The organism is Streptococcus sp. 27098_8_103 (assembly GCF_041432345.1).
Classification (GTDB): Bacteria; Bacillota; Bacilli; order Lactobacillales; family Streptococcaceae; genus Streptococcus; species Streptococcus mitis_BV.
The window spans coordinates 1-11,944 of sequence record NZ_JAPVZK010000007.1 but is presented as its reverse complement, the minus strand read 5'-3'; the positions used below and the strand labels follow the sequence as shown (position 1 = coordinate 11,944).

Genomic DNA, 11,944 nt, shown 5'->3' with positions numbered 1-11,944 from the left:
ATTCATCCCTATATTATATGTTATAATGAATGTAAAAGTTCAATAATCTAGTCTTTTTCCAATACGACTCATTTAAAGGAGCCTTCCCTATGGACAAACCAGATATCGCAACTGTCATTGATTCACATTTTGAAGAAATGACAGACCTTGAGCAAGAAATCGCTCGCTATTTTTTGCAAGCTGAAACGATTACAGATGATTTATCTTCCCAACAGGTCACTCAAAAATTACATATCTCTCAGGCTGCACTAACTCGCTTTGCTAAAAAGTGTGGCTTTACTGGCTACCGAGAATTTATTTTCCAATACCAACATCAAGCAGAGAAACAAGACACCCATTCTCACAAACACAGTCCACTGACAAAACGAGTCCTTAGAAGTTATAGCAGTATGCGGGAACAAACACAGGACTTGATTGACGAAGTCCAACTAGAACGAATCGCCCAATTAATTGAAGATGCTGAGCGTGTCTACTTCTTCGGAACAGGTAGTTCTGGCCTTGTCGCTCGTGAAATGAAATTGCGCTTCATGCGTCTAGGTGTGGTCTGTGAGGCCTTGACCGACCAAGACGGTTTTGCTTGGACAACCAGCATTATGGATGAGAATTGTCTCGTACTCGGTTTCTCACTTTCTGGCACAACTCCTTCTATTTTAGATAGCCTATTAGATGCCAAGGAGATGGGGGCAAAGACTGTACTCTTTACAAGTGTTCCCAATAAAGATAGCCAGGCCTATACAGAGACTGTTCTTGTAGCCACCCACAGTCAGTCATCCTACATCCAACGAATATCCGCTCAACTTCCTATGCTCTTCTTTATCGATTTGATTTATGCCTACTTTTTGGAAATCAATCGTGAAAGTAAGGAAAAAATCTTTAATAGTTACTGGGAAAATAAAAAACTAAACGGCTATCGTAGACAAAAACGTATCAGAAAATCCTAGTTTGGCTTAGCCAAACTAGGATTTTTATTCATCACCAAACACACCTCTTCTAGATTATGAGTTAGTCGTATCTTGATTTAGTCTTAAATAATTTCATATAATCACTTTTTGAAGGGAGTAAATAAGAAAGCCTGACGGTATCCTCAACAATTGTATATAATACGATGTAATCCTTACTCAAGGTCAATCCTCGCGTTTGATAGTGAGGATCTAATTTTTTACCAAATTTTTCATCGGCATCAAATCCAGCTTGGGGGAAAATTTCTAGCCGATTAATATCTTTTCTAATATTGGCTACTTTTCGTCTCGCAGCCTCTACAGAACCGATTTCCTCCGCTATATACTGATATATTTTATCCAGACTATTAATCACTCTAGGAGAATACAAAATCCTATATTTTTTATAATCCATAGCGTGTCACGACATCCTCATCTGTCAAGTAATTTCCAGCCTCAATCTTGGCATAACTTTCTTGAACTTCTGCTTGTAATTGTCTAAACAAATACTCCTTCTCTAATTCCTCTTCACTCAGTAAATCTACTTCATTTGTTACGGCAACATTCTTTAAAAATAATCTGAGTGCCGATGAAAGAGAGAGATTTTGTTCTTTTAACACTTCCATGGCATCATTTACCAATTCTCTATTAGCTTGGAAGGTTACAATTTTACTTGAATTCGCTATAGCCATTTTATATAATTCCTTTATATATTTTATTTATTATCTCACAATTATAAAGAAAGTCAAGGGAACTTGATTAGAAAATCCTAGTTTGGTTGAACCAAACTAGGATTGTTTTGTCTTGAAATGGTAATAAGCTCCCAACATACCTGCTGTATTTTGGTGATGGGCAAATTCTAATCGTGTTTTTTCAGCTAGGCTTGGCACCAAGGCATCTTTCAAGGCTTTACGGATCTTGGGTTTGAGGATAGCCTCTTGTCCCATGATACCGCCACCGAGAATGACTACTTCTGGATTGGCCACATAGCAAATATTTGCCAGACCTTTTCCTAGATAGTCTACCATGCGGTCAATACCAGCCATACAAATCTTGTTGCCTTCAGTGGCTTCCTTAAAGATGCGTCGGCCATTCCACTGATCAACATCTTCTCCATGTGCTTCAGCTACATATTTCACTAAAGCTGTTGTAGAAGCCAAATCTTGGAACGCTCCATCCTGCATATGCATATAACCGACTTCACAGGCTGAATTACTAAAACCATGGAAAACTTTCCCATCCATAATCAAGCAACCACCGATACCGGTTCCAATAGTCAGGCAAAGGGTGACACTCGCTCCCTTACCTGAACCAGATACTACCTCAGCCAAACCTGCACAGTTGACGTCATTTTCAATCTCGCAAGGGATTTCAAAGGTACTCTCAATTTCTTTTTTAAACTGAGTTCCAGCATAGTTAGGAATCTGAGGGCCAGCATAGAAAATTTCCCCCTTATCTGGATCCACCATCCCAGCAGAAGAAATAGCAACTCCTGCTACTGGGCCTTTTTCTAAATAGCTGGCTACGATATCTTTGGTCTTTTGTAAGATATGAGGTCCACCTTTATGCGCCTCTGTTGGCATTTCATGCGATTCAACAAGTTGGCCTTCTTGGTCGATCAAACCATATTTGATATTTGTTCCACCGATATCAATTGCAACGTAGTGTGTCATAAATACCTCCTTATGGATTAGAGGAAGCGCTCCTTGGTTTCACGAATCAAGGCTGCAGCTGCTTCTACAACTGGACGATCTTCTTCAGTCACTGGTGTCAATGGTGAACGAACAGAACCAATATTCAATCCTTCATTGATCTTCAAGACTTCCTTAATTACACCGTACATATTTCCATGTGCAGCAGTCAATTTGCCAATGATTGCATTGATAGCGTATTGCAATTCACGCGCTGTCTCTAAGTCTTTGTCAGCAATCAACTGATTGAGTTTCAAGAAGAGTTCTGGCATGGCACCATAAGTACCACCGATACCAGCTTTGGCACCCATAAGGCGACCACCTAAGAACTGTTCATCTGGACCGTTGAAGACGATATGGTCTTCGCCACCAAGGCTCACAAAGGTTTGGATATCTTGAACTGGCATAGAAGAGTTCTTAACACCGATAACACGTGGATTCTTCAACATTTCAGTGTAGAGACTTGGCGTCAAAGCAACACCAGCTAATTGAGGAATGTTATAAATCACGTAGTCTGTATTTGGTGCTGCAGCACTAATGTCATTCCAGTATTTAGCAACTGAGTATTCTGGCAAGCGGAAATAAATCGGCGGAATCGTTGCAATAGCATCTACTCCTAAGCTTTCTGCGTGGCGAGCAAGTTCCATACTATCTTTAGTATTATTGCAAGCTACGTGAGCAATAATAGTCAACTTACCTTTGGCAACTGCCATGACTTCTTCTAAGATTAATTTACGGTCTTCAACGCTTTGGTAGATACATTCACCAGAAGAACCATTAACATAAAGACCTTGAACACCTTTATCAATGAAGTATTCCACCAAGGCACGCGTACGCTCTGGACTTACTTCTCCTTGATCATCATAACATGCGTAGAAAGCTGGAATGACACCTTCGTATTTTTTTAAATCTGACATAGATTTTCTCCTAAGTTTTCTTTTTTCTGCTAAAAGCAGGATTTATTCTTTACGTGTTTAGTATACACCTTGTGAAAAACGCTTTCAATATCTTGTGTACACTTAGATTTTAGTTTCGATATGTATTTTGAAATGTTTATGGCTTGAAAGTAGTTTCAGAGACAAGCCATCCTATTGGTATTTTGCGAAAATTTTCTCCATCAATCCAGTCTGGATAAAGACCAAAAGTCCAAACCCAAAAAGCAGGAAGGCTGAGCCACCTAAAAGTAAACTGAAGGCAGACAGATAAAGAACCATCACAATGAGAAAGAGAATAACTAACATGAGGAAGAACCAAGGAAAGTTAAAACTTGCCAAGATAAGTCCTTTTTGTAGCACTTCTTTCCAAGTCAAATCATAGCGCGCAGCTATGGGATAGCTAGCCAACATCACGATAGTGAGGAAGATAAGAACACCTAGACAAATAGCTTTTACCATTTGAAAAGGCATAGCTGTCTGCCCCCAAAAAAGATAGAGGTCTAAAATACTTAATGAGACGATACCCAACTCAAGCAGACCTAACTGAAGACCTAGTTTCAGATTTTGCTTGAAAGCTCTTAGATAGATTTTAAAGACAGGCACACGTCTACTCTTCTTAATCTCAAACATAGTCTCGTAAAGGCTAATTTTAGCCACTCCAATCGTCACGATGGGCAAACAAGAGACAACAAAAAGAAGATTGGCTGTCACGATATCCAAGACCTTCTCACTAAAACGCATGAGAAAGTTATCTGTATCAAATGCTGCCTTGATAAGGCTTACTCCTTTTTGTGCCATGTCTACTCCTCCTGAGTTTTTAATCAATCAAAATTTTAAAGAGATATTTGCGAACCTTCTCTTCCATACCTGCATAGCCATTTGGCTGGTGTGGTTCTCCTGGGAAGAAAATCGCAAAATTGTGATAACCCAACAAGAGTGGGTAGTGTTCATGACAATGCACAAAGCCAATGTCACTTGCTTCGTCGAATGCTACTGCCTCGTCTTTGATACGTGAACCGTAACTCGAATATTCATGTCCTTCTACCAGCAAATGCAAATCTGCATAGTTCTGATGATGCTCAAATTGATCATTTTCAGCTTGATTGAGGACATTTTCCTGAACAACTAGAAAGACCTTGTCCCCATCAATCTCATACTTTCCTAATTCGAAAGAATCCTTACGGTGCTGATAGAGATAGTCGATAGCCTTGTCTAGATTGGGATGAATTCCTTTGTAAAAGGTGATGTTTTTCAAATCGTCAAAAATCATACTCTTTCCTTCGTTTCTGATAGTTAACTAAAATCATAAATTAAGTTTATAAGTGTCTAACAAAATCTCTAAGGTAAGCAAATACCCAACATTTTGTAGACACTTATAACATCTATATTTCCATAGCATGTCAAGACCACTTCCGCAATCTTGACACACCAGTTTACTTTTCTTAACCTTTGACCGCTCCCATAGTAATACCTTGAGTAAAGGATTTTTGGAATACTAAGAAGACTGTTACGATTGGCACAGCAGCAAGAGCTGCACCTGCCATGATCAAACCATAGTTGGTTGCCATTTCAGCCTGCATAGTCGCAACACCGAGTGAAATAGTCAAATTGTTACGTGAAGTCAACATTACCAACTGCATGAAGTAGTCGTTCCATGTATTGATGAAGGTAAAGATTGCAAGAGCTGCAAATCCTGGTTTCACAATTGGGAAGGCTACGCTCCAGAAAGTACGAATCTCACCACAACCATCGATTTTAGCTGATTCAAGCAACTCTGTAGGAATATTCTCACTGAACTGTTTCATGAGGAAGACCCCGAATGGCCATCCAATCAAAGGCAAGATAACTGCCCAAAGTGTATCATGGATTCCCATAAAGTTGACGATACGTACCAATGGTACAAGGACAACTTGTTTTGGAAGTGCCATAGCAGCAATAAAGATTGCAAAGAGAATACGTTGCCCATAGAAACGTTTTTTAGCCAATACATAACCTGCTAGAGATGAGGTCGCACAGACTAAGAACATGGTTACCAATGAGATAAACACAGAGTTCCACATCCACTGCATAGCAGGGTTTTGCACCATGAGTTGTTGGAAGTTTTCCATGGTTGGCATTTTAGGGAACCATTGTGGTGGAATAACGATGGTATCAGGTTGTGATTTGAAGGCCCCTGTCAAAATCCAGTAGAATGGAAAGATGAACAGCACGGTCAACAAGAGCAAGATAATAGTTGAAATAACAGTGAAAGCTGTTATAGGTTTCTTTTGTGTAGATTGCATAGCTGTCTCCTTTCTTTAATATTCTACGTCATTTCCGAGCGCCTTAAATTGAACAAAGCTTACAATAGCAATCATGACTGCCAAGAAGACACCAATGGTATTAGCATACCCGTATTCGGTCAATTGGAAGGCTTTTTCGTAAAGGTAGTACATCAAGGTACTTGTTGAGTAGTTTGGCCCACCAGATGTTAATAGTTGAATCAAGGCGAAAACTTGAAATGAGTTAATTGTTGTGATGATTGCGATGTAGAGAGTTGTTGGAAGAAGGCTTGGCCATTTAATCTTCCAGAAAACTTGAAATTCAGTTGCACCGTCTACACGAGCCGCTTCAACCAGTGAATTGTCAATATTCCCCATAGCAGCTATGTAGAGGATGATTGGTTGACCAACTGAAGTTGTCAAGAGGATAATCATAATTGCCAGTAATGCCCAGTGTTTATCTCCCAACCAAGAAATATTCTGGCTGATGATATGGCTTGACTTAAGGACAAAGTTTAGAATCCCTGATAATGGGTCATAAATCCATTTCCAAACAACTGTTACGGCAACACTACCTGTTACAACAGGAAGGAAGGAAGAAGACGAAACGGTAGAAAGATCTGGCAATAGCATTTTGATGGTAGGTTTGCGACGCCACAAAGAGCGAAAAGAGAACAACAATCGGTACAGATCCAACAACCAAAATAACTGTGTTAATCAAAGACTTCATAAAGACAGGGTCTTTAAACATACGAATGTAGTTGTCCAATCCCACAAACTCAAATTTAGTCATTGAATAGTTAAAGAAACTTGTAATGAATCCCATAATCATAGGAACCAATACAAAGATGACAAAGAAGAATAATACTGGTGCTAAGAAAGCGTAGGAAATCACTGTTTCCCGCATACGAATTTTATTGACTTTCACAGTCGGCACCTCTCTTTCACAAATAGAATATTTTGGATTTTCTTGAACAGTTTTAAAATCAAAATGAAATTTTTTAAGATTCGCTTATGTAAGAACTTCATTTTAATTTCGTGACAGTTTCTGATATTTCAAATAAAATCCTCCCTTTTCTTACATAGATTATGCACAGGGAAAAGGGAGGAGTCAATCTGATTCAGTGCTTATTGTTTTGTAGCTTTTTTAATTGTTTCGTTAGCTTTTTCAGTGAAGGCTTTTAAAGCATCCGCTGGTTTTTGATCGCCATTTGAAACTGATTGCAACATTGGGAACCATAGAGTTCTCATTTCTGCAAAACCATCAATTGTATTGTAGTATGGTGAGTAGTATTTAGTCCAACCACTGATTGTTTCCATACGTTTATCTTCATAAAGTTTTCCAAATGAAGTACGAACTGGGAAGGCACCTGTACGAACAACGTCTTTTGGACCCCATTCTTTGTCATCCGCGATGAATTGAACGAATTTCTTAGATGCTGCAACTTTCTTGTCGTCTTTGTTGTTGAATACTGCAAATCCGTTTACAAGGTATTCAAGAGCTGGTTTACCTGAATCTGATGGGAATGGTACTTCTACCACTTCTACTTTACTTGCTTCCAAGAGTTTAGCTTGGATACCGTTTTGAGCTGGCGCCCAAAGGATTGTGTAAGATGTTTGACCGTTGGCAAAGTTTTGGATATCTGCTCCACCGTCAAATTGTGAACCGTTGTTCAACAAACCGTCTTTGATCCAGCTAGCTGCTTTTTCAAGACCTTTGACGAATTTAGGATCATCAGTTGTATATTTTGTTACATCTTTATCTGTTACAGAACCGCCGTAAAGGTTTGAGATGAAGGCACGTGTTCCTTGGTCTCCCCCTTGACCAGAACTGAACAATGAACCTGGTGTGTAGCCTTTGTCTTTAAGCGCTTTCAAAACTTTCTCAAAGTCGTCTGTTGTCCAACCTTCTTTTACAAGGTTCACAACTCCAGCATCTTCCAACATTTTCTTGTTCATAGCCATGTAGAATGGTGCTGAACTGATTGGATACATGTAGGCTTTGTCTCCAGCCTTACTTGCTTTTACAATGTTTTCATTGTTGACATCTTTAACAAAGTCATCTGTGAAGAGGTCATTCAAGTCAGCCAATTTACCATTTTTACCATATTGGATGATACGTCCTGGTGCGTCAAAAAGTACGTCTGGAGCTGTTCCTGCTTCGATGGCTGTTGTGATTTTTTCAGGACCTGACTTGAAGTCGATGGTTTCCAATTTCACTTTTATATCTGGGTTTGCTTTTTCAAACGCTTCGATGATTGATTTTTCATAAGTTCCAACACCGTCACCAGTTTTTTCTTGGGTAAATACTGGGAATGCCCACCAAGTGATTTCTGTTTTGGCACCGTCACCACCTGATTTGGCAGCATCTTTACTTCCGACAGAATTGCCACAAGCAGCAAGACCAAGAACCGCAGCACCCGCAAGTACTGTACAAGCTAATTTTCTAAATTTCATCTGTATTCTCCTATGTAATAAGCGTATCCATATTGGATAATGAGTAAGATTGTATTTGTATGCGTTTTCATTTCATCCGATGCATCCACCACTCTCCTCTGTTTTTTATTAAGTCAGTAAGTACTTATACTCTTCGAAAATCTCTTCAAACCATGCCAGCTTCGCCTTGGCGTACTCAAGTATAGCCTGCGCCTAGCTTCCCAGTTTGCTCTTTGATTTTCATTGAGTATTAATCATCTACACCTAAAATTTCATTAATACTATTTTTATATAAGATTGCTTTTGCTCCATATATTGCTTGAATACCACCCTTCACTTCTAAGACATCAACTGCACCAATTTGTTTTAAAAGTGCTTTATCAACTTGATGAACTTCTTTTACAGCTACACGTAAACGTGTCACACAAGCATCTACATCTTCTATATTATTTGATCCACCCAACGCTCTGATAATTTGTAGGCTATCCTGTTTTAAATGATCTGCAGTATTTGAAGTTGAATCTGTGGATTCAGAAATTTCTTTAGAATCTACTTCTTCTCCTCGTCCTGGCGTTAGAACGTTGAATTGAGTAATGAACCATCTAAAAACAATATAATACAGAACACTCCAAATAAGTCCAAATGGAATCTGAAGAACCCAATTCGTTTTAGCGTTCCCCTGCAAAATTCCAAATAAAGTAAAATCGATTACACCTCCTGAGAATGTGTTTCCTATTGAAATATTTAAGACGTCTGCAATAAAGAAGCTGACACCATCAAGGAATGCGTGTACAACATATAGAACCGGACTGACAAATAGAAACATAAATTCAATTGGTTCTGTAATACCGGTAATAAAAGATGTTAAAGCAACTCCAAAAAACAGACCCGCGTATTTTTTACGACGATTTTTAGGAACACTATGGTACATCGCTAAACAGGCAGCCGGTAAACCGAACATCATTGTTGAGAAACGACCTGCAAAAAACCTTGTTCCTTCTGTAAATAATCCAGAATGAGTCGGGTCGGCTAATTGAGCAAAAAATATTTTTTGAGCTCCAACCACTGTTTGTCCTGCAACAGTTTCAACACCACCAAGTTCAGTATACCAAAACATAGGGTAAATCATATGATGTAAGCCTACTGCTCCAGAAAGTCTCATTAAAAATCCATATAGAAAAGTTCCAATTGGACCCGCCTGAGAAATATATCCACCTGTAGAAACAAGAAGTTGTTGAAAAGGTGGCCAAATAACAAAGAAGACAAAGCCAATTAAGATAGAAGAGAACGATGTAACAATAGGAACGAAGCGTGAACCCCCAAAGAATCCTAAAGCGGAAGGTAATTGAATATTGTTATATCGATTGTGCAAATATACGGCAACTATTCCGACAACTAATGCTCCAATAACTCCAGTATCAATTGCAGATCCTTCTGCCATAAAAAGTTTTACCAGAGCTTTAATCGTTGCAGTCATAACTAAGTAACCAGTTACTCCTGCTAGCGCAGCGGTTCCTTTATCTCGTTTCGCTAAGCCAATACATAATCCCACACAGAGAAGTAGTGATAAATTACTGAATACAACCTCTCCTGCAGAGCTCATTACTTGGAATATTGATTGAAAAAAACTATTGTCTAGTATTGGATAAGTTGCTATCGTGGTTGGGTTTGAAAGTGCACCACCAATCCCCAAAAGTAGACCTGCTGCAGGAAGTATAGCTATAGGTAACATAAAAGCTTTTCCAACTTTTTGTAAAACTTTAAACATAAAATTCCCCCTTACATCTTATTTGAGACCAGCAACAAAGCGTTCTGTAATCTCTTTTGGTCTAGTAATAGCGCCACCAACAACAATACCTCGCACTCCATATCCTAGGATTTGTTTGGCTTGTTCTGGTGTATGAATTTTTCCTTCTGCAATGACATCTACACCAGCATCACAGAGTTTTTTGATCAATTCAAAATCGGGACCATCCACTTTAGGACTGTAAGATGTGTATCCTGATAAGGTTGTTCCGACAAAGTCAATTCCTGCTTCAACGGCTGCCAATCCTTCCTCGAAAGTACTTGTATCAGCCATCAAGAGCTGGTTAGGATATTTTTCCTTAACCTGACGAATGAACTCTTGAATCTCCAAACCATCATAGCGTTCACGCTTGGTACAATCCAGAGCAATGACCTCGATGTCCAGTTCTGCCAGTTCATCAACTTCTTTCATAGTAGCAGTGATGAAGGGTTCTTGCGGTGGATAATCTCGTTTTATTATCCCAATGATTGGAAGGTTTGTAACCTCCTTGATTTCCTTGATATCGCGAACACTATTTGCTCGGATACCGACTGCTCCACCTTGCTCAGCCGCTTTGACCAGCAATGGAATGACTCCTCCCGCTTCTGTATAGAGCGGTTCGTGAGGAAGGGCCTGACAAGAAACGATGATTCCATCTTTGATTTGTGCAATCAAAGCTTCTTTAGTAATCTGTGGCATCCTCTTTCCTCCTTTTCTTTGTTCTTATGAGTTCATTATATACCATTTGTTAAGCGCTTTCAATACTTTGTCATAGAATAGATTTCAGTTTCAAAAGTATTTTATAGAACAGCTGTTTCTGAAAGTAGTTTCAGATAACATAAATATCCGTACCTATTACTCAAAATTACGAATCTTATTATAAACTTCTATATCAATAAAACCAGTCTAGAATTCCCATCTTTTTACAGGACTCCAGACTGGTTTATTTTAGATTAACATAAAAGTTCAAAGAACAACTGAAGACAAATTAACTGTCTTTTCGCTTATAAGAAATCATTGCTCCAAGGAACATTCCTACAAAACCAAGCAAAACTGTTGTTATTGATTTATTCTCACCTGTATCTGGTAACTTAGCCTGTTCATTGTTACCTACTTTATTCTCTGATTGACTAAATCCTGAGTTCTCATTTGTAGATAACAATTTAGATGACAGTGAAAGTTCTTCAACCTTGTTATCTTCTGTAGGATTTTTAAATGGTAGATTGTCAATGGAGCGTCGGAAAGTCATCGCATAAATACTAGAATTGTTAATTTCAAAAATAATCTTTCCATCTTTTTGTTCGAATTCAATAGTGTGTAGTTTTCCTTCTGGATCTACAGCATAAACATTCTCAACGGACTGATCTGTAGCAAAAGTAACAAGGACTTTTCCTTCAAGTTTAACATATCTTCCATTTACATCCTTCAATTTGATATCAAATGCTTTGTAGTTTAATGAACTTAAATCACTAACTTGAACTTCTTGCATTTGAATACCTATCACATTTTTCAATACTTCTTCTGAAGCTTGAATTTGAATACTTCCTGTTTCATTTTTTAAAATACGTTGTGAACTAGCAATTCCTGTGATAACGTTCTTAGTTTCTGCTTCATCCTTACTGTCTTTATTATTTACTTGTTTATCAGTAGATTTCACTACTGAACTTCCTTCTCCTGAGGTTGATAATGGACCCATATATTCTGGGATTTCTAGTATCGGAGATTCAGTGAAAGGAACTCCTCCTGTAAAGTCTGGCTTAGAGACTGTAGGAGCTGGAAAGTCTCCTAATGTGGATAGAACACCGCTATACTCTGGAACTTCTGTAACAAGTGAGTCGCCTCCGTTAACTCCGCCTGTGAAGTCATGCTGTTCAACTGTTGGAGCCGAGTCTTCTCC

12 protein-coding genes and 1 pseudogene are annotated in these 11,944 nt (G+C 38.7%); 1 reads left to right on the top strand and 12 read right to left on the bottom strand.

Features of this window, described 5'->3' with window-relative positions:
* Positions 1-89 precede the first annotated feature (89 nt).
* Entirely contained in the window at positions 90-941 is an 852-nt protein-coding gene (locus O3599_RS03245; RefSeq protein WP_371511967.1) for a MurR/RpiR family transcriptional regulator, read from the top strand.
* A 61-nt stretch (positions 942-1,002) separates the two neighbouring features.
* Here O3599_RS03245 and O3599_RS03240 read toward each other — a convergent pair whose 3' ends face one another.
* From O3599_RS03240 to O3599_RS03185, 12 genes and pseudogenes are all read right to left on the bottom strand, one after another.
* A complete protein-coding gene (locus tag O3599_RS03240) occupies positions 1,003-1,353 on the bottom strand; it encodes a type II toxin-antitoxin system RelE/ParE family toxin (protein ID WP_371511965.1) in 351 nt (116 codons plus the stop codon).
* Complete coding sequence (locus O3599_RS03235) at positions 1,343-1,630, bottom strand: hypothetical protein (RefSeq protein ID WP_000951987.1); 288 nt, start codon at positions 1,628-1,630, stop codon at positions 1,343-1,345. The genes O3599_RS03240 and O3599_RS03235 overlap by 11 nt, the downstream gene beginning before the upstream one ends.
* Before the next feature lie 96 nt (positions 1,631-1,726).
* Positions 1,727-2,611, bottom strand: a complete 885-nt coding sequence (locus tag O3599_RS03230; protein WP_371511963.1) for an ROK family protein — start codon at positions 2,609-2,611, stop codon at positions 1,727-1,729.
* Between the two features lie 17 nt (positions 2,612-2,628).
* Positions 2,629-3,546 carry a dihydrodipicolinate synthase family protein gene (locus O3599_RS03225; RefSeq protein ID WP_212573446.1) on the bottom strand — a complete coding sequence of 306 codons (918 nt, stop codon included), beginning with the start codon at positions 3,544-3,546 and terminating at the stop codon, positions 2,629-2,631.
* Between the two features lie 171 nt (positions 3,547-3,717).
* The gene (locus O3599_RS03220) at positions 3,718-4,362 is read right to left on the bottom strand and encodes a YesL family protein (RefSeq protein ID WP_000057476.1); all 645 of its coding nucleotides are present in this window, start codon (positions 4,360-4,362) and stop codon (positions 3,718-3,720) included.
* A 19-nt stretch (positions 4,363-4,381) separates the two neighbouring features.
* Positions 4,382-4,834, bottom strand: coding sequence for a YhcH/YjgK/YiaL family protein (locus O3599_RS03215; RefSeq protein ID WP_000575452.1), 453 nt, complete (start codon positions 4,832-4,834; stop codon positions 4,382-4,384).
* Between the two features lie 172 nt (positions 4,835-5,006).
* Positions 5,007-5,846 (bottom strand): carbohydrate ABC transporter permease, encoded by an 840-nt coding sequence (locus tag O3599_RS03210; protein ID WP_001192117.1) that lies wholly within the window; start codon positions 5,844-5,846, stop codon positions 5,007-5,009.
* Positions 5,847-5,861: 15 nt separating this feature from the next.
* Positions 5,862-6,732 (bottom strand): annotated as a pseudogene (locus O3599_RS03205) (carbohydrate ABC transporter permease).
* Between the two features lie 221 nt (positions 6,733-6,953).
* Positions 6,954-8,282 carry an ABC transporter substrate-binding protein gene (locus tag O3599_RS03200; RefSeq protein ID WP_261072990.1) on the bottom strand — a complete coding sequence of 443 codons (1,329 nt, stop codon included), beginning with the start codon at positions 8,280-8,282 and terminating at the stop codon, positions 6,954-6,956.
* 229 nt (positions 8,283-8,511) lie between these two features.
* Entirely contained in the window at positions 8,512-10,029 is a 1,518-nt protein-coding gene (locus tag O3599_RS03195) for a PTS transporter subunit EIIC (RefSeq protein WP_000477437.1), read from the bottom strand.
* A gap of 18 nt (positions 10,030-10,047) precedes the next feature.
* Positions 10,048-10,746, bottom strand: coding sequence for an N-acetylmannosamine-6-phosphate 2-epimerase (locus O3599_RS03190; protein ID WP_001135679.1), 699 nt, complete (start codon positions 10,744-10,746; stop codon positions 10,048-10,050).
* A gap of 289 nt (positions 10,747-11,035) precedes the next feature.
* The coding region (locus tag O3599_RS03185; RefSeq protein ID WP_371511960.1) for an SIALI-17 repeat-containing surface protein at positions 11,036-11,944 on the bottom strand (909 nt) is incomplete at its 5' end.